The organism is Vreelandella arcis (assembly GCF_900103865.1).
Taxonomy (GTDB): domain Bacteria; phylum Pseudomonadota; class Gammaproteobacteria; order Pseudomonadales; family Halomonadaceae; genus Vreelandella; species Vreelandella arcis.
The window spans coordinates 53,604-70,828 of the sequence record NZ_FNII01000005.1 but is presented as its reverse complement, the minus strand read 5'-3'; the positions used below and the strand labels follow the sequence as shown (position 1 = coordinate 70,828).

The window sequence follows — 17,225 nt, the reverse complement described above, 5'->3', positions numbered from 1 at the left end:
CTCAATCATGAAATGCTTTTACCACCCCGACCAGGCGTACCACGCCCCGCCGACTTTTCTGTTGCGCGGCCAGCCCGTACCGTCGCCGGAAGGCCCAGTTCGCGCCGAGCTGCTGACCCAAGGCTTGGCAAGCGCAGGGCTTACGCTGACCGCACCTGCCGAGGCCGATTCGCCAATGTTGCGCAAGCGCTTGGAGCAGATTCACACGCCGCGCTATTTACGCTTTCTGGAAACGATTTATGAGCGTTGGCAGGCGCTGCCTGATGCAGCGGAGTTTGTCGCACCCAACATTCACCCCTGCGGCGGTGGTCATCACTACCCGCGTCATCCGATCGGTCAGGCGGGGTGGCACCTGCACGATATGGCCTGCCCACTGAGTGCCACCAGCTTTCAAGGTGCGTTGGCCTCAGCCGCGAGCGCCGAAGCCGCGGCCGAAGCGGTGCTTAATGGCGCGCCAGTGGCCTACGCGCTGTGTCGCCCACCCGGCCACCATGCCGGGCCTGAGCGCGCCGGGGGCTTTTGCCTGCTGAATAATTCCGCGCTGGCTGCCACGGTACTGCGCGAGCGCTTTGCCAAGGTGGCGATCATCGATGTGGATCTGCACCACGGCAACGGCACCCAGGATATTTTCTATGATCGTGGTGACGTCTGGACGGGATCGCTGCACGTTGACCCCAGTGATTTCTATCCCTTCTTTTGGGGCGGTGCTGATGAGATCGGCAGCGGCGAAGGCGAGGAGGCCAACGTCAATTTGCCCCTGCCGTTGGGCGCTGACGGAGATGTATATCTCGATGCCCTAGCGATGTTGATTGACCATCTGCAGCGCTTTAAACCGGAGGCCGTGGTGGTGGCGCTGGGCTTAGACGCCCACAAAGATGACCCGCTAGCAGGGCTCAGGGTGGAAACCGAGGCGTTTGTCGAGGTAGGTAAACGCCTGGCGGCGCTTTCGCAACCCATGGTAATTGTTCAGGAAGGTGGCTACCCCACCGAGCATCTAAGCGCCAACCTGACCGCCTTTATGCAGGGCTTTCAGCAGGCTAAGCCATGAGTACGGGCTTTTACTGGCACGAACGCTGCTTTTGGCACGATCAAGGCGCGATTGGCGTGTTTTCTGCGCCCGGTGAGTTTTTGCAGCCCCAAGCCGCCTCGGAAAGCCCGGAAAGCAAGCGGCGGCTGAAGAACATTCTCGAAGTCAGCGGGCTGATCGATGAGCTTCAGGTGGTGAAGCCGTCTGCCGCGTCGCTAGAAGATCTGCTGCGCTTTCACACCCCGCGCTACCTAGACAAACTGCAGGCAGGGGATAAAGCGCGAGGCGGCAACGGCGGCGACTGCGCGCCCTATATGCCCGGCAGTTGGGCGGCGGCCACTCAGTCCGCCGGGTTAGCCATCGCCGCCGTCGAAGCCGTGGCGCTGGGTGAACTCAGCAACGCCTATGCCCTGTGTCGCCCGCCCGGCCACCATGCCGAAGCCGATCAAGGCCGCGGGTTCTGCCTGTTGGGCAATATTCCCGTGGCGGTGATGCGCGCCCGCGCTTTGGGGCAGGTTAACCGCGTGGCGATACTCGATTGGGACGTTCACCACGGCAACGGTCAGCAGGCGGCGTTTTACGGCGACCCCGAGGTGTTTACCGTTTCAATCCATCAGGCGGCTAATTATCCGCTGGAAACCGGTGGCTTTGATGAGCAGGGCGAAGGTGACGGCGTGGGTGCCAACCTCAACCTGCCGTTGCCGCCAGGCTGTGGCCTGGGCGCCTATGCGTACGCCATGGAGAAGCTGGTGTTGCCCGCACTGGAGTCCTTTAATCCCGAGCTAATTGTGGTGGCTTGTGGTTTTGATGCCTGTGCCAAAGACCCATTAGGCAAAATGCTGCTCAATAGCCAGGCGTTTGCCAATATGACCGCCCAGCTGACGGCCCTCGCTGAGCGCTTTAGTGAAGGCAAACTGGTGTTTATTCACGAAGGCGGTTACTCGGAAGGCTATGCGCCGCTATGCGGCCACGCGGTGATCCAAACCCTGGCGGGAAGTGCGATTGCCGTGCCCGATCCGCAAAACGATGAAATTGCTGCTTGGGGCTATCAGGCCCTGCAGCCGCACCAGCAGACGCTAATTGATAGCTGGTGCCAACAGTGGGAGCAAACAAACCGATGACACCGCTTTATGATCGCGACGGCTGGATTTGGCAGGACGGCGAATGGCGAGAGTGGCGCGACGCCAAGGTGCACCTGTTTACCCATACTCTGCACTACGGCATGGGCTGTTTTGAGGGCGTGCGGGCCTACGCTGGGCCCAACGGCACGCATCTATTTCGCGTGGCAGAACACACCCGACGTTTGGCAGAAAGCGCTCATTCGCTGGATATGCCACTGCCGTTCAGCGAAGCGGAACTGATCGACGTTCAGCGTGAGTGTCTGGCCAAAAACAACCTGAACAGCGCGTACCTGAAGCCCACGGTGTTTTTCGGTGCGGAAGGTTTAGGGCTGCGTGCCAAGGGGCTGACCACCCAGGTAATGGTCGCCGCCTGGGATCTAGGTCCCTACATTTCGCCCCAGGCCGCGACTCACGGGCTGCGGGCGCTAACCTCTTCCTGGGCGCGCCACCACGTCAATATCAGCCTCTGCCGGGCTAAAACCAACGGCCACTACGTCAACTCCATACTGGCGCTGAATACGGCGCTTAAAGCCGGGTTTGATGAAACCATTATGCTCGACCCGGAGGGCTATGTAGCCGAGGCCTCGGCGGCGAATGTCTTTTTGCTACGCGATGGTGTGCTGCACACGCCAGAAGTGACTTCCTGCCTGCAAGGCATCACCCGGGATAGTGTGATTCAGCTAGCGCAAAAAGTGCTGGGCATCGAAGTGCGCGAGCGGCGTATGACCCGCGACGAACTGTACACGGCCGATGAGGCGTTCTTAACCGGCACCGCCGCCGAGATACTGCCACTGCGCGAGCTTGATGGGCGGCGCATCGGCGGGCGCGCGGGTGCACCGCCTGTCAACGAGCCCATCAGCCGAGACAGTGTGACGGCTCAACTACAGCACTTATATCGCCAGGTAGTACGCGGCGAGCTGGATGATTTTCGCCATTGGCTAACGTCAGCTTAAGCCGGAGTACGAGGAGTAGGCCGAATCAGCCGTGCTCTTTTATGGCCTGCTCAAGAATGGCCAACTGCCCAGGCTCCAAAGCATCGGCGACCGCGGTAATACGCAGCACGTGGCCGAGGGCAGGGTGCGCCGGGCGGGCGATTAATCGACCGGCTTCTAATAGCTCGCGGTTGATTCGCTCAGCGAGTTCGGCGCTGGGTAAGCGAATGCCGATAAAGTTGGTGGCGCTGGGCAACACATCGGCACCCAGCGCACGAAAGTGTTCTGCCAACTGCTCTCGGCGGGCTTTTACTTCGGCGACGTGCTGGTGCACCTCCTCTGGGTGGTCGAGCACCACTTCGGCGGCGGCCTGAGTCAAGGTGGAGACCGCGTAGTGAATGCGCACCTTCATCATCATCGCCAGCACCTCGGGGTCGGCGATGGCGTAGCCAATACGCAGGCCCGCCAAACCGTGGGCCTTGGAGAATGTGCGCAGGCGAATCACTCCCGGAAGCGCTTTAGCGGCGAACTCGCTGCCTGCGTCATCGCGGAAATCCCCATAGGCCTCGTCCATCAGTAGCCAGCAGGTGTCGGGCAGCGCTTCGCGCAGCTTAAGAATCGCGCTGTCGCTATGTAAGTGGCCGCTGGGGTTATCCGGGTTGGCCAGATACACCAAGCGAGCGTTTTCTTTATGCGCGGCCGCCGCCAGGGCTTCCAGATCAGGGGCCAGCACGCCCGGTGCTTCATAGTAGCCGGGTTCAATCAGGCGGCAGCCCTGGCCTTTGGCAAAATAACCAAAGGTGGGGTAGGTGCCTGCGGTGCTCACAACGGTTTCCCCCTGCTCGCAGGTGGTGCGCAGGGCCAGGGCGATTAAACTATCGGCACCGGCATCTACCAGCATCGTTTCCAGTGCAATACCTTGCTGAACACTCAAGCGCTGGCGCACGCCCAACGCTTCGGCATCGCCGTAGCAATAAACGTGTTCGGCCAGGGCGTCGCCAAAATGCTCGCGCAGCGCACGGTGGGGCATATCCAGGCCTTCGTTAGAGCCCAGTCGATGGGGAATCGCTTGGCCAAGCTTGCGCTCTAATACTTTGATACCTGGGAAGGGGTTATGCGGGCCTTCGCCGGTTAAGTGCTCGGGGTAACGTGGCATGTTGATTCCTAAAAGCGATCTCTAAAAACGATTTTTAAAAACAGCATTAATGATTAACTTAGCGGGTTTATTTAAAGTACTTTACCGCGATTCAGCAGATTGAGCGGGTCTAGCGCCTGCTTGAGCGTGCGCATCAACTCGATCTCGGCGCTGGAGCGGCAGGTGCTTAGCCACGGGCGCTTCTCCAGGCCAATGCCGTGTTCGGCGGAAACCGACCCGCCCAGCGCGGCCAGCGGCTGGTAGACCATGGCTTCCACTTCACGGCGAACTTCAGCGGCATCGCTTCCCGCACTAACGGAAATATGCAGGTTACCATCGCCCAGGTGGCCAAAGACCACCAGTCGCGCCTCGGGCCAGCGGTTCGTTAGCTGCGCTTCCAGGGCATCGGTGTAGCGCTGCATGTCGGCAATCGGCAAGCTGACATCGAAGGTAAGCACCGGCGACAGCCCTTGGATCAGTCCTTCAATGTCTTCGCGAATCGCCCATAGCCCATCACGCTGGGTGCTTGATTGCGCAATCACCGCATCGACAATCAGCTCGCTCTCTAACGCATCCTCTAGCGCCTCGCTGAACTGGATGGCATTACGCTCGGTATCGCTGCCCAGGGACTCAATAATCACATAAAACGGATGCTCGGTGGCAATCGGCGGGGTGTGGCGGCCTAGTGTTTCGGTGAGCAAGCGGTAGTGGTTTTGCCACATCACCTCAAACGCGCCGAGGCTGCCGCCGAGTGTTTTGCCCATCTGGCTGAGTAGCCCGGTTAACGCCTCAAAGGAGGGGCAGGCCACTAGCGCCGTTTGCTCGCTGGGTGTGGGCGGCTGCAGGCGCAGCACCGCACGGGTCACAATCCCAAGGGTGCCTTCGCTACCAATAAACAGCTGCTTTAAATCGAAACCGGCGTTGTTTTTCAACATGCGGTTCATGGAGCTGACCACCCGCCCATCGGCCATGACCGCCTCCAGGCCAAGCACCTGCTGGCGCATCATGCCGTAACGTATTACCCGGACGCCGCCCGCATTTGTGGCGATATTGCCGCCAATCGTGCAGCTGCCTCTAGCACCCAGATCCAACGGGAACTGTAGGTCGACTTCTTTAGCGGCCTCCTGTACACGCTGCAGCGGCGCGCCTGCCTGCACGGTGAGGGTGCCTCCCACTTGGTCAACCTCTTCAATCGCGCTCATGCGCTCAAGGGATATCACCAGCTCGTCAGGGCTTGCTTCTGCACCGTGTACCAACCCGGTCAGTCCACCGTGGGTGACCACCGGCTGCTGCACGGCGTGACACGCCTGCATCACGGCGGCGACTTGCTGGGTATCCGCAGGGCGAACAATCGCGCCTGCCTGGCAGGGAGCACTGGTCATCCAGTCCACGCGGCGGTCGTGTACATCCTCGCCGGTCAATACATGGGAAGAACCCACAATATCGCGCAGTGCTTCCAGGGTTATCTGCATTGGGTATCCTTCTTGCCATTAAACAATTTACGCAGTGGCCGCCATGGGGCCTTCGCGGCCGGGAATCGCCTTAAGCAGGTCTTGGGTATACGCCTCTTTTGGGGCGAGGAAAATTTGCTCGGCGCTGCCTTGCTCGACAATGCGGCCATGTTGCATCACCACAATGCGGTCGCAAATCCGGGCGGCGACGCGTAAGTCGTGGGTAATAAACAGCAGCGAAAGCGACAGCCGCTGTTTAAGCTCTTCAAGCAGTTCCAGCACTTGGGCCTGGATCGACACATCCAGCGCCGAGACGGCTTCGTCCGCCACGATCAGCTCGGGGTTGAGCGCCAGCGCCCGAGCAATGCCAATACGCTGGCGCTGGCCGCCGGAAAATTCGTGAGGAAAGCGCTCCACGGCGCTGGCGCCCAAGCCGACCATGTCTAACAGCTCGCCCGCCTGCTTAAGTGCGTCGGCCTTGGGTGTGCCATTGGCAATCGGCCCCTGGGCAATCGCCATGCCCACCTTGGTGCGAGGGTTAAGCGAAGCGTAAGGGTCTTGAAAAATCATCTGCACCCGGCGGCGTTCACGACGCAGCGCATCGCCTTTGAGCTGTGAAAGGTTAACGCCATCGAGCAGCAGCTCGCCGCTGTCGGGGTGCTCAAGACGTACCACGCAGCGGCCTAGGGTGGACTTGCCTGAACCGGATTCTCCCACAATGCCTAGTGTTTCACCGCGGGCTAGGGTGAGCGAAATATCGTCAAGGGCACGCACTTCCCGCGCAGGCTTAAATAAACCGCCTCGGGAGCGAAAGACTTTATTGAGCTGCTTGATTTCCAGCAGCGGGGCGACCTGGCTAGTCTCACGGTGGGGCGGTACCGCGTTGCTGGGAATCGCTGCGATCAGCGCTTGGGTATAGCTGTCTTGGGGGTTCTCAAGCACCGGTCTGGCGTCACCCAGTTCGACAATCTTGCCGTGGCGCATCACGCAGACACGGTTGGCGATTTCGGCCACCACACCAAAATCGTGGGTGATAAACATCACCGACATGCCGCGCCGCTGTTGAAGGTCACGAATTAGCTCGAGAATCTGCGCCTGGGTGGTCACATCCAGCGCCGTGGTCGGCTCATCGGCAATCAGCAGAATGGGTTCCAGCGCTAGTGCCATAGCGATCATTACCCGCTGGCGCTGCCCGCCGGAAAGCTCGAAGGGATAGGCGCGAATGGCCTTCTCCGGCTGGGGTATACCCACCTCGATTAACAGTTCTAGGGCGTGGGCCTGGCGCTCTTTAGACGTGAACTGGCCGTGGGCCTCAAACACCTCGGCAATTTGTGCGCCGACACGCATCAGCGGGTTAAGGGCGGTCATCGGCTCCTGAAATATCATGCCGATCTTCAGGCCGCGCAGGGCGCGGTGCTGTTTTTCCGTCATGGCGAGAAGGTTCCACCCTTCAAAGAGTATCTCGCCTTGGGTGGCGCGTACGCCCTTGGGCAGTAGCCCCATCACCGCGTTGGCAGCCATCGACTTGCCCGACCCCGACTCGCCTACCACGCACATGATCTCCCCGCGCTTCACGTCGTAGCTGACGTCCTCCACCGCCAGGGCGCGATCCGCCCCTTTGGGGAGCGCAATGCTTAGGTCGCGAATGCTGAGTACCGTTTCAGCGCTTTGATTCTCTGTTGCAGACATAAGAGGCTCCTAGCGCTCGCGGGAAAGTTTGGGGTTCAGGGCGTCGTCCAATCCTTCACCGACGAGATTTAACGCCAGCACGGTGAGCAAAATCGCTACCCCAGGGAAGAAGCTCAGCCACCACGCTTGGCGAATCACCGTGCGCGCCGCACCAATCATATAGCCCCAGGACATCACGTTAGGATCCCCCAGGCCGAGAAACGACAGCGCTGATTCCAGCAAGATGGCGGTGGCCACCATCAAGGAAGCCAGCACAATAATCGGCGACAGCGTATTGGGCAGGATTTGGCGAATGATGATCGTGGTGTTGGACTGGCCGACCAAGCGTGCGGCCTCCACGTATTCGCGGTTGCGCAGCGACATAAACTCGGCGCGCACCAAACGGGCCACCGGCGGCCAGCTAACAATCGCAATCGCCAGCACGATCGAGGTGATGCTGGGCTGCATGATGGCCACCAGCACAATCGCCAGCGCGAAGTTGGGGATCGTCTGGAAAAACTCAGTAAAGCGCATCAATACATCGTCAATCAACCCGCCGTAGTAGCCCGCAATAGCCCCAAGCGGTACGCCAATCAGCAGCGCCACACTGGTGGATACCAGCCCAATCAGTAGCGATACCCAGGCGCCGTGCATCAAACCTGACGCTACGTTGCGGCCCATGGTGTCGGTGCCCAGGGGAAAGCCATCTTGCGAGAGCGGCGGCAAAAACGGCCGTTGAACCATGCGCCAGGGCGATTCAGGAAACAACAGCGGAGCGAGTATCGCCATGGCGATAATCACCAGCAGAATAATCAACCCCACCAGGGCGCCACGGTTTTGCGCAAAGCGCGCGAAAAAGCTCATGAGGCCCCCTTCTTGATGCGTGGATCAGCCAGGCTGTACACCAAGTCGGTGATGATGTTGAAGACGATGACCAAGGCCGCCGAGAAGAAGAAAATACCTAACAGCAGGTTGTAGTCGCGCTGTTCAAGGGCTTCGAACATCAACCGCCCGATGCCCGGCCAAGCAAACACGGTTTCGGTCAGTATCGCCCCGCCGACCATTTGCCCCGCCTGTAGGCCCGCCAGGGTGATAATCGGCAGCAGCGCGTTACGCAGCACATGGCGACGTTGGATAATACTGGGCTTTAAGCCTTTGGCGCGGGCGGTTTTGACGTAATCCTGCTGGGCGGCATCGAGCATCGAGGTGCGCGTCATGCGGGTGTAAATCGCCATAAAAAACAGCGCTAAGGTAGTTGCCGGTAGCACCAAGTGTTTGGCGATATCGAGTGCCAGCGCAAACCCTGTGTAGTCCGCCCCAACGGTGTAAAGGCCGTAGGCGGGCAGCCAGCCCAGGTAGACCGAAAACACCACCACCGACATTAATGCGACCCAGAATAGCGGGGTGGCGTAGAACACTAGCGCGAGCGCCATAATCAATGAGCCGGAGGGCTTTTTAACCCGTGCCGCGGCCATGGAGCCCGCTACAATGCCCAGCACCAGAGAGAGCACAAAGGCCGTGCCGGTGAGCAGCAGGGTGGCGGGTAAGCGGTCCATAATCAGGTCGAATACCGGAACACCCAACCGGTAGGAGTAGCCGAAATCGAGCATGGCGATGCCCGACACATAGCGCCAAAGCTGCACATACATCGGCTGGTCAAGGCCAAAGCGTTCGCGCAGTTGGTTAAGAAATTCCTGGTCGGCAGCGCCCGCTTGGCCGGCCAGAATAGCGGCCGGGTCACCGGGGGCTAACTGAATTAGCAGGAAATTAAAAATAACGATTAAAAACAGCACAATCACGGCTTTGAACAGCCGCATGAGAATTAGGCGAGCGTAGACCATAAGTAGTTTCCTGACGAATACCTTCAAGACATGGCTGAAACACCTAGGCGGCTGGCGCCGCCTAGGTAGGGCCTGAACTTAGCGGTCTAGCCAAGCATCCTTAAAGCCATCATTAACCCCCACGCCGGAGGTCACCAGGTTTTTCACATCGCAACGGTAGAGTGTCGGGAAGCCCAGCTCCATCAGCCAGCCAACAGGCACATCTTCGTGAAGGATCTCTTGCACTTCGCGGTAAAGCTTTTCGCGCTCTTCCTCGGGGAAGGCGGTGGCGGCCTCGTTAAACAGCTCGTCAACGCGCTCGTTTTCGTAGCCTTCGACGTTATTCCAGGGCGAGCCCTTGGCAATGTTGTCGGAAAGGTAGGTGCGTGAAATACCCAGTGCCGGGTCGCCGTACTGGTACAGGTAGGTAAAGGCCAGGTCGTAATCCCAATCGCCCAGGCGCTGGTTCCAGCCGCCCACATCGGTGGCCTGGGTTTCTACATTGATCCCCACCTCGCGCAGGTTCTGCTGCACGGCTTCGGCCCAGCGTGTCCAGGTTTCGCCATAGGGCAGCGGCAGAATGGTGATCTCTTCACCGTCGTAGCCCATTTCGTCCAGTAGCTCGCGTGCGCGCTCGGGGTTGTGGTCGTAGGGTTCCAGGTCATCGTTCTGGAAACGCGCATTAGAGCCAAAGGCGGAAAGCGGCACCTTGCCCAGGCCGTTCCACAGTACATCGCGAGCAAATTCGCGATCCATGGCGTACATCACCGCCTGGCGGAAGCGCTTATCGGCGGTGGGGCCTTCGCGGTTGTTCATCCACAGCATGGCGAAGGGGCTGAAGTACTCGTGACCCTTTTCGGTCATACAGACGTTATCCATTTCCGCCAAACGCGGAATGTCGAAGTTTTCGACGGTACCGCTGGGCAGCACGTCGATGGTGCCGTTCTCAAACGCCACCGCCCGGGAGGCGCCATCGGGGATCACATGCCAGTTAACGCCATCCAGGTAGGGCAGGTCGTCTTCGTAGTACTCCTCGTTTTTAACCAGCTCGATCACCGTGCCGCGTTCCCAGTCGGCGAACTTAAACGGGCCGGTGCCAATGGGGTGGTCGTTGTGCTCGTTATCGCGGAACTCGGTACCCGCGTAAAGGTGCTCGGGCACCATGGTGAAGGTGCCCGCTTCAAAGGAGAGCAGGAACGGGCCGAAGGGTTGTGTCAGGGTAAATACCACGGTGTGATCGTCGGTGGCTTCGATACTCTCCACGTGTTGCAGCACCGCCCGGGCGCTGGGGTTCAATTCGCGATGGAACACATCGGCGGAGAACACCACATCCTCAGCGGTAAAGGCTTCGCCGTCGTGCCAGGTAACGTCATCGCGTAGATGGAAGGTGTAGGTGCGGCCATCGTCACTAACCTCCCACGACTCTGCCAGTTGCGGCATGGGTTCCAGGTCGGTGGTATAGCGCAGCAGCCCTTCGTAGATATTGCCCGCCACGGTGCGCGTGGGGGCGTTTTGAATCATGCCCAGTACCAAGCCTGGCGGTTCCGGCTGGACAATCGTATTGACGGTTCCTCCTGGCTTGGGGTCGTCGGCAAGAGTGGTAGAGGTAAAGGCGAGTGCTGCAGCGGAAATAGCCAAAGCCAATGGTGTCTTCATGTTTCCTGCTCCTCGGTTATTAGGCCAATGCATGGCACGCAATGGCTTGCGTTATCGTTAGGCGAGCGAGGCGTGATGAGGTGGCCGGTTGTTGTGTTTTAAAGGGCCTTTTTGAACATAGCAGCGCTTCAAAAAACTGTCGACAGTCGGCAATCGTTCGTCGACATCAGGTTTATTTTCGTCATACTGAAAATTGCGTCGCCCCCATGAGTGATTTTTTATGGCCTTATTAACGTCGGCCCCCAAGGCCTTTATCCAACAGCAAAATCTGGTTGATCAAGTCGCTGACTATTTGACTCAAGCAATTATTCAGCAACAGTTTTTACCTGGTGAGCGGCTTTCTGAAGTACAGCTTTCCCGGGATTTGGGTGTTAGCCGTGCACCGGTGCGTGAGGCCGCTCGGCTTCTCGAAAGCCGTGGTTTGCTGGTCTCAAAACCCCGCCGGGGATTCTTTGTTCGCGCGTTGAATGCCGTTGAACTCGACGATGTATTTGATTTACGACTGTGCCTTGAGCGCCATGCCATTCAGCGCCTGGCCGAGCGCTATACGCCCGAGGCCCAGCGTGCGCTAAATCAGCAGGTAGAGGTGCTATGTGAGGCAGCAGCAGGCAACGACGGCACACGCCGCATTGAGGAGGATTTGCAGTTTCATCGCTTAATGTTGCACTACGCAGGCAACGAACGGCTGCTGCTTGCGTTTGATAACCTGACCCACGAGCTGCGCCTGTGCATCACTTTAATCACCAAAACCCATGAAGCCCCCGAGACCATCGCGACGAGCCACTTCCAGTTACTGGAAGCGCTAAATAGCGGCAGTCCCGAGGCTTGCCGTGAGGCCATTGACTACCATATTGGCGTGGCCCGCGACTTCGTGGTCAAGGGCGTGGGCGAGACGGGGGAGTAACGGATGAAGACCTTCTTTCACGCTGACCAAATGCTTCACCAGCCGCAAACCTACTTCTCCCGCGGGAAAATGCGCACGCCGTTGGAAGTGTCCGAGCGTACCCAGCACCTGCAGGCGGCCGCGAAACAGCTGGGCTTTGAGCTTCAGACACCCGCCGATTACGGCGTGGCACCACTGAGGGCGGTGCATTCGCTGGCCTATCTACGCTTTCTTGAAAGTGCTTACCAGCGCTGGCATGCGCTTGAAGAAGACTGGGGCGAAGAAGTCATCTCCAACATCTTCGTACGTTCGCCCAACGCCCTGCGAGGCATACTGGCGGAAGCCGCGTGCTACCTGGCCGACGGTAGCGCGCCGGTGGGCAAGCACACCTGGCAAGCCGCCTATTGGTCCGCGCAAAGCGCGGTGGCCGCTGCCGAAACGCTGCTGGCCGGTGAGCGCTTTGCCTATGCGTTAACGCGCCCGCCGGGCCACCATGCGGGCATCGACACCGCCGGTGGTTTTTGCTTCCTCAATAATACGGCGATTGCCGCGCAGCACCTTACCTCGCGCTACCCCCGCGTGGTTGTGTTGGACCCGGATATGCACCATGGGCAGGGTGTTCAGGAAATTTTCTACCAACGCGACGATGTGCTGTATATCTCGATCCACGGCGATACCACCAACTTCTACCCGGCGGTCACCGGCTTCGAAGACGAGCGCGGGTGTGGTGCCGGGCTGGGTTACAACATCAACCTGCCGATGCCCCACGGGTCAGAAGAGTCGGTGTTTTTTGACCGTCTCGAACAGGCCTGCAAGGCCATTCGTCTGTTTGAGCCGGACGCGATTGTGCTGGCGCTGGGGTTTGATATCGACGAGCGCGACCCCCAGGCGAAAGTCGCCGTCTCCACAGCAGGCTTTGGTCAGCTTGGCCGCACAGTAGCGGGCCTGAACCTGCCCACACTGGTGGTGCAGGAAGGGGGATACTACCTGGAAGGGCTGGAAGCCAACGCGGCGAACTTTTTTGAGGGGCTGCTCGGCAACAAAACGCCCTGATGATTAAGCCAGTATTTCCACGCCTTATGAAGATGGCCAGGTAATGTATGGAACACGGCGTATTCAAAAGAAACTGGCCGGTGCTAGCATGTCGTTTCACGCGACGCGTCACCTCTCAAGAGATCCCTGAGTCCCATGCTGGATATCAAGTATTACGTATTGATAGACGCCATTGCCACTCACGGCACGGTGCACGATGCTGCTGGCGCTATCGGCATTACTCAGCCTGCGGCTACGCATCGCATTCGTGAAATGGAGCGCCGCCTGGGTGTGGCGCTTTTTCACCGTGAAGGACGCCGACTGACGCTTTCCGCCTCAGGAGAGCGGCTGCTTGAGACTGCACATGAAGTGCTCCCTCGACTGCGCAGCGCCGAGCTCGAGGCGTGGCAACTGGCACGCCGGACCGAACCCGCTTTGCGACTGGGCATCGGCCCTTACGACACCTTCTCGAGGGCGATTCCACATCTCTACGACCAGCATGCGCGTGACATTGACCTAGTACGCCTGTCCATGGCGGACATGACCACGGCGTTACTCACCAGTCGCGTCGACATGATCTGTATGATTGAGGTGCCCTCGCAGCGTGGCATTGCCCACCAGTTATTGTTCGAGGAGCCACTGGTGGCCGTTTTGCCGCCCGAGCACCCTTATGCACAAAGCGACGCAGTGCCCGCCGAGGTATTCGATCAGGGGCGGCACTTTACCTACAGCATCACCCCCGAGTCCGGCCATGAGTTCGAGCATTTCTTCCAGCCAGCCGGTGTCTACCCGTCGCATATGGTCCAGATTGAGTCGGTCGCCCTGATCCTTGAGCTCGTCGCTGCTGGCAAGGGTGTGAGCATCCTATCGCGCTGGGCCGTTCAGGATGCGCATTACGCCGGTCGCGTCGTCATGCGGCCATTGGCGGGTAACTTACTGCGCATTCCTTGGTATTTGGCCTATGCGCAAACGCCACGTATCACCGCCGTCGCCGAGCCGCTGGCGGCCACGCTCCGCCATCTCTACCGAACCGACGTGTGAGATAAGGCCGTATCCACCTCGGCGCGAGCTGGAACGATAAAAATCTCGTCGCAGATGGTCGGACATTCTCATTAGTATCCCCGTCCCCACACTTTTACTGTATTGCCACTCCCTAGCAACGATCTGCTAGCAACAACTGATCATTCACGAACTATCAGGAGAGGCAATATATGTCACAAGCTACGCTCGGAACTCAACCGGCCTCGCAAGACGCCACCGATGACCGCCATCCATTAGCGCGTTTCATCGATCTTGAACGCTACCCTATCCTGCAGCGCGATAGTGACGCCTACCAATCGGCGGTCGAGCGCGTTCGTCAACAATTGCGTACCGACGGCTGTGCGCTGCTATCGAGCTTCATCCGGAAAGATCTTATCGAGCCGCTGCGCGAGGAAAGTGAGGCCCTGGCGCCAAAGGCGTTCTACTCGGACAACAACGTCAATCCTTATGTCACGCCGGACGATCCGTCTCTGCCCGAGGATCACCCTGCACGCTTTTTCCAGCACTACACCAATGGCTTCGTGGCGCGTGACCTGATCCCCGAGGATGCCATTGTCCAGCAGCTTTATCGCGACCCTGACTTCCAGCGCTTCGTTGCCGACTGCCTCGAAGAGCCGGTGATTTACGAGTTCGCCGATCCTATCGCGGGGCTGGTGATCAACGTGATGCCCGACGACACCGAGCTGCCCTGGCACTTCGACACCAACGAATTCATTGTCAGCCTGATGACGCGGCGTCCCATTGAAGGCGGCGAATTCCAGTACGTGCCCAATATCCGCCGCCCCGGCGAGGAAAACTTCGCTGCCGTGCAACGCGTACTTGAGGGTGACCACACCGACGTCAAATCGTTGACGCTCAACACTGGCGACCTGCAGCTCTTCAAAGGACGTTATTCCATGCACCGCGTCGCCGCCGCCAAGGGCCAACGTCTCTGCACGCTACTGGGGTACGCCAAGACGCCCGACATGATGGGTAGCCTGGAGCACACCAAGCGGATTTACGGCCGCGTTACGCAGCAACACATCGACGCCGATAATCAGCGCCGTCACGACGCGCTCATGGGCTAGGTGCTACTGAACGCGACCCTTATTTATCCACTTCACAAAAGGATGCCTTGCCATGGGCGATATCGTGTCACTCGCCGGATCAGTTCCCACGGGCGGCCCCTATGCCGGCGGGAGCTTCCGCCATGCCACGCTCGACGCCGCGCTGCTGTCGCGCGTCGAGCGCTACCGGCTGCAACGCCTGCGCGAGCAAATGAAGCATCACCAACTGGATGCGGTGATCCTGTTCGATCCCATCAACATTCGCTATGCCTGCGGCGTGCGCAACATGCAGGTTTACTCGCAGCGTAACCCTGCGCGCTATCTCTACGTGGCGGCGGACGGCCCAGTGGTGCTGTTTGAATTCAGCGCCTGCCTGCACCTGGCGGCCAACGCCGAGCTACTCGACGAGGTGCATCCCGCCCGGGCGGTGATGCCGCAGTACAGCGGTCCTCGCTGCGCGGTACATACCCAGGCCTTCGTCGATGACATCCGCAGCCTGTTCGAGCGTTCGCATACCCAGGGGCAGCGTCTAGGCATCGAGTCTGCACCCACCGGCGCCATCGAGGCGCTGGGCCAGGCCGGCTTCCAATTGACCGATGCCGCCACCGTGGTCGAGGGCGCCAAGTCGATCAAGAGCCTCGACGAGCTGGCTCTCATTCACCGCTCGGTGACCCTGACCGAAGCCGCCATGACGCGCATGGAAGCCGCCATTCGCCCCGGCATGAACGAAAACGAGCTGTGGTCGATCTTCAACCAGCACGTGCTGGCCACCGGCGGTGAATACGCCGAAACTCGACTTCTAACCTCCGGTGCACGCACCAATCCGTGGTTCCAGGAATGCTCGGACAAAGTCATCGCTCCAGGCGAGCTGGTGGCCTTCGATACGGACATCGTGGGTTGCTTCGGCTACTACACCGATTTCTCGCGAACCTTCCATGTGTCCGGCGCAGGCGCGCCCAGCGCCGAGCAAAAAGCGCTCTATCGCATGGCCGCCGACCAGCTCGAGCGCAACATTGCCCTGCTGCGCCCGGGCATGAGCTTTCGCGACTACTCGCAACAAGCGTGGCCGATACCCGATGGTTATCGCGAAAACCGTTACCTGGATATTGTTCACGGCTGCGGTATGACCGGCGAGTGGCCGCTGATCGCCCACGACATGGATTGGGACGACGTCGGCTACGACGGCACCATCGAACCCGGCATGACGCTCTGCGTCGAGGCCTATATCGGCCACCGCGATGGCACCGAGGGCGTCAAGCTGGAAGAACAAGTGCTGATTACTGAGGATGGCATCGAACGTCTCTCGACCTACGGCTATTCCGACATACTGATGGAAGAATGACGACGTAGCGCATCACTCTTTCTCATCCCTTTCGATTCACGAACACAAAAAAGGACGCGTATGAAACCGTTGACACCTATTTTTATCGCTTGCGGCCTGGCCGGTCTCTCGATGACCGCCTCGGCCAACGACCCGCTGACCATCGGCACCAACAATTGGGCGGAAAACATCGCCGTCTCGCATATGTGGCAGCAACTGCTTGAAGAGCAAGGCTACGACGTCGAGCTGACCACCACCGGCAAGAGCGTGCTCTTCAGCGGGCTCGCAAACGGCGATCTGGATATCTCGCTGGAAGTCTGGCTCCCGCATGGCGACGCCCAATACATCGAGCCCTATAAGGACCGCATCGACGTTCACGATGCCTGGTACGACGGCGCCCAGGACGAACTGGTGGTGCCCGCTTACATGGAAGACATCAATAGCATCAGTGACCTCAAAGACAACGCCGAGCGCTTCGACTATCAGGGCGAGCCGACCATCCTTGGCATCGAATCGGGCTCGGCTATCTCCGGCGAGACCGAAAACGCCATCAAGAGTTACAACCTCCCGTTTCGCCAGTTGAACAGCTCCGGCCCCGCCATGCTCGCAGCCCTCGAGGAAGCCTATGCCAACGAAGCGCCCATCGCCGTCACACTCTGGCAGCCCCACTGGGCCTACGCGCAGTACGACCTGAAGGCGCTAGAAGATCCCAAGAAGAGCTATGGGGGTGGTGACGATATCATGTGGATGTCGCCCAAAGGGTTTGGCGAGGAGCATCCCGAGGTCACCCAAATGCTTGACACCTGGCACATGAGCCACGCCCAGTTGGCCGATCTCATGCTGACCATCGAAAACGTCGGCGACCCCACGCAAGGCGCCAAGCAGTGGATCGAGGAACATCGCGATCTCATCGACGGCTGGCTCGCCGAGGGCTGATCCCACCCCGGGCCGGCTGTCAGGGCCGGCCTATCTCCATAGCTTGCCGCTTTTTCTAGCGTCCCCCTCTGATCCCGCCAACACGCCATAGGTAGTAGGGCTGGCTATCGCGAGCGTCTTAGCGCTTGGCCGGTCGATATGTGAGCCGCCGGAAAA

Annotated in this window: 15 protein-coding genes; 9 read left to right on the top strand and 6 right to left on the bottom strand. The window is 59.5% G+C overall.

The genetic code is table 11. The annotated features are described in order from the left end of the window. Positions 1-7 precede the first annotated feature (7 nt). Genes BLR97_RS07095 through BLR97_RS07085 form a run of 3 tightly spaced genes read left to right on the top strand, consistent with a single transcriptional unit; the run spans position 8 to position 3,101 of the window. Positions 8-1,048, top strand: a complete 1,041-nt coding sequence (locus BLR97_RS07095; RefSeq protein ID WP_089704107.1) for a histone deacetylase family protein — start codon at positions 8-10, stop codon at positions 1,046-1,048. Next, entirely contained in the window at positions 1,045-2,148 is a 1,104-nt protein-coding gene (locus BLR97_RS07090; protein WP_089704104.1) for a class II histone deacetylase, read from the top strand. The genes BLR97_RS07095 and BLR97_RS07090 overlap by 4 nt, the downstream gene beginning before the upstream one ends. Further along, positions 2,145-3,101 (top strand): branched-chain amino acid transaminase, encoded by a 957-nt coding sequence (locus tag BLR97_RS07085; protein ID WP_089704101.1) that lies wholly within the window; start codon positions 2,145-2,147, stop codon positions 3,099-3,101. Before BLR97_RS07090 ends, BLR97_RS07085 begins: the two co-directional genes overlap by 4 nt. A gap of 25 nt (positions 3,102-3,126) precedes the next feature. Here the strand turns inward: BLR97_RS07085 and BLR97_RS07080 are convergent, their stop codons facing one another. The 6 genes from BLR97_RS07080 to BLR97_RS07055 all read right to left on the bottom strand — a co-directional run bounded on the left by BLR97_RS07080 (position 3,127) and on the right by BLR97_RS07055 (position 10,810). After that, complete coding sequence (locus BLR97_RS07080) at positions 3,127-4,236, bottom strand: pyridoxal phosphate-dependent aminotransferase (protein ID WP_089704098.1); 1,110 nt, start codon at positions 4,234-4,236, stop codon at positions 3,127-3,129. Positions 4,237-4,307: 71 nt separating this feature from the next. Further along, positions 4,308-5,687: an FAD-binding oxidoreductase gene (locus BLR97_RS07075; RefSeq protein ID WP_089704095.1), complete on the bottom strand. Its 1,380-nt coding sequence runs from the start codon at positions 5,685-5,687 to the stop codon at positions 4,308-4,310. Between the two features lie 27 nt (positions 5,688-5,714). Then, positions 5,715-7,355: an ABC transporter ATP-binding protein gene (locus BLR97_RS07070; RefSeq protein WP_089704092.1), complete on the bottom strand. Its 1,641-nt coding sequence runs from the start codon at positions 7,353-7,355 to the stop codon at positions 5,715-5,717. A 9-nt stretch (positions 7,356-7,364) separates the two neighbouring features. After that, positions 7,365-8,198, bottom strand: a complete 834-nt coding sequence (locus BLR97_RS07065; protein ID WP_089704089.1) for an ABC transporter permease — start codon at positions 8,196-8,198, stop codon at positions 7,365-7,367. Then, the gene (locus BLR97_RS07060; RefSeq protein WP_089704087.1) at positions 8,195-9,175 is read right to left on the bottom strand and encodes an ABC transporter permease; all 981 of its coding nucleotides are present in this window, start codon (positions 9,173-9,175) and stop codon (positions 8,195-8,197) included. Before BLR97_RS07060 ends, BLR97_RS07065 begins: the two co-directional genes overlap by 4 nt. Positions 9,176-9,253: 78 nt before the next feature. Then, entirely contained in the window at positions 9,254-10,810 is a 1,557-nt protein-coding gene (locus BLR97_RS07055) for an ABC transporter substrate-binding protein (RefSeq protein WP_089704084.1), read from the bottom strand. Positions 10,811-11,030: 220 nt separating this feature from the next. On the opposite strand from BLR97_RS07055, the gene BLR97_RS07050 reads away from it, so the two are divergent. The 6 genes from BLR97_RS07050 (at position 11,031) to BLR97_RS07025 (ending at position 17,069) form a co-directional block, all read left to right on the top strand. Next, positions 11,031-11,714, top strand: a complete 684-nt coding sequence (locus BLR97_RS07050; RefSeq protein WP_089704080.1) for a GntR family transcriptional regulator — start codon at positions 11,031-11,033, stop codon at positions 11,712-11,714. A 3-nt stretch (positions 11,715-11,717) separates the two neighbouring features. Further along, on the top strand, positions 11,718-12,746 hold the full coding sequence (locus tag BLR97_RS07045) for a histone deacetylase family protein (protein ID WP_089704076.1): 1,029 nt from the start codon (positions 11,718-11,720) through the stop codon (positions 12,744-12,746). 135 nt (positions 12,747-12,881) lie between these two features. Continuing rightward, entirely contained in the window at positions 12,882-13,766 is an 885-nt protein-coding gene (locus BLR97_RS07040) for a LysR family transcriptional regulator (protein ID WP_089704073.1), read from the top strand. A 170-nt stretch (positions 13,767-13,936) separates the two neighbouring features. Beyond that, positions 13,937-14,833 carry a HalD/BesD family halogenase gene (locus BLR97_RS07035; RefSeq protein ID WP_089704070.1) on the top strand — a complete coding sequence of 299 codons (897 nt, stop codon included), beginning with the start codon at positions 13,937-13,939 and terminating at the stop codon, positions 14,831-14,833. A gap of 52 nt (positions 14,834-14,885) precedes the next feature. After that, the gene (locus BLR97_RS07030; protein ID WP_089704067.1) at positions 14,886-16,154 is read left to right on the top strand and encodes a M24 family metallopeptidase; all 1,269 of its coding nucleotides are present in this window, start codon (positions 14,886-14,888) and stop codon (positions 16,152-16,154) included. Positions 16,155-16,214: 60 nt separating this feature from the next. After that, positions 16,215-17,069 (top strand): glycine betaine ABC transporter substrate-binding protein, encoded by an 855-nt coding sequence (locus BLR97_RS07025; RefSeq protein WP_089704064.1) that lies wholly within the window; start codon positions 16,215-16,217, stop codon positions 17,067-17,069. The last annotated feature ends 156 nt before the right edge of the window (positions 17,070-17,225 follow it).

Excerpts from the sequence above, each read along its gene's own strand:
- BLR97_RS07035 (WP_089704070.1), top strand. The coding sequence starts at position 13,937 with ATGTCACAAGCTACGCTCGGAACTCAACCGGCCTCGCAAGACGCCACC.
- BLR97_RS07045 (WP_089704076.1), top strand. The coding sequence starts at position 11,718 with ATGAAGACCTTCTTTCACGCTGACCAAATGCTTCACCAGCCGCAAACC.
- BLR97_RS07025 (WP_089704064.1), top strand. The coding sequence starts at position 16,215 with ATGAAACCGTTGACACCTATTTTTATCGCTTGCGGCCTGGCCGGTCTC.
- BLR97_RS07090 (WP_089704104.1), top strand. The coding sequence starts at position 1,045 with ATGAGTACGGGCTTTTACTGGCACGAACGCTGCTTTTGGCACGATCAA.
- BLR97_RS07095 (WP_089704107.1), top strand. The coding sequence starts at position 8 with ATGAAATGCTTTTACCACCCCGACCAGGCGTACCACGCCCCGCCGACT.
- BLR97_RS07050 (WP_089704080.1), top strand. The coding sequence starts at position 11,031 with ATGGCCTTATTAACGTCGGCCCCCAAGGCCTTTATCCAACAGCAAAAT.
- BLR97_RS07030 (WP_089704067.1), top strand. The coding sequence starts at position 14,886 with ATGGGCGATATCGTGTCACTCGCCGGATCAGTTCCCACGGGCGGCCCC.
- BLR97_RS07080 (WP_089704098.1), bottom strand. The coding sequence starts at position 4,236 with ATGCCACGTTACCCCGAGCACTTAACCGGCGAAGGCCCGCATAACCCC.
- BLR97_RS07085 (WP_089704101.1), top strand. The coding sequence starts at position 2,145 with ATGACACCGCTTTATGATCGCGACGGCTGGATTTGGCAGGACGGCGAA.
- BLR97_RS07065 (WP_089704089.1), bottom strand. The coding sequence starts at position 8,198 with ATGAGCTTTTTCGCGCGCTTTGCGCAAAACCGTGGCGCCCTGGTGGGG.
- BLR97_RS07075 (WP_089704095.1), bottom strand. The coding sequence starts at position 5,687 with ATGCAGATAACCCTGGAAGCACTGCGCGATATTGTGGGTTCTTCCCAT.
- BLR97_RS07060 (WP_089704087.1), bottom strand. The coding sequence starts at position 9,175 with ATGGTCTACGCTCGCCTAATTCTCATGCGGCTGTTCAAAGCCGTGATT.
- BLR97_RS07040 (WP_089704073.1), top strand. The coding sequence starts at position 12,882 with ATGCTGGATATCAAGTATTACGTATTGATAGACGCCATTGCCACTCAC.
- BLR97_RS07055 (WP_089704084.1), bottom strand. The coding sequence starts at position 10,810 with ATGAAGACACCATTGGCTTTGGCTATTTCCGCTGCAGCACTCGCCTTT.
- BLR97_RS07070 (WP_089704092.1), bottom strand. The coding sequence starts at position 7,355 with ATGTCTGCAACAGAGAATCAAAGCGCTGAAACGGTACTCAGCATTCGC.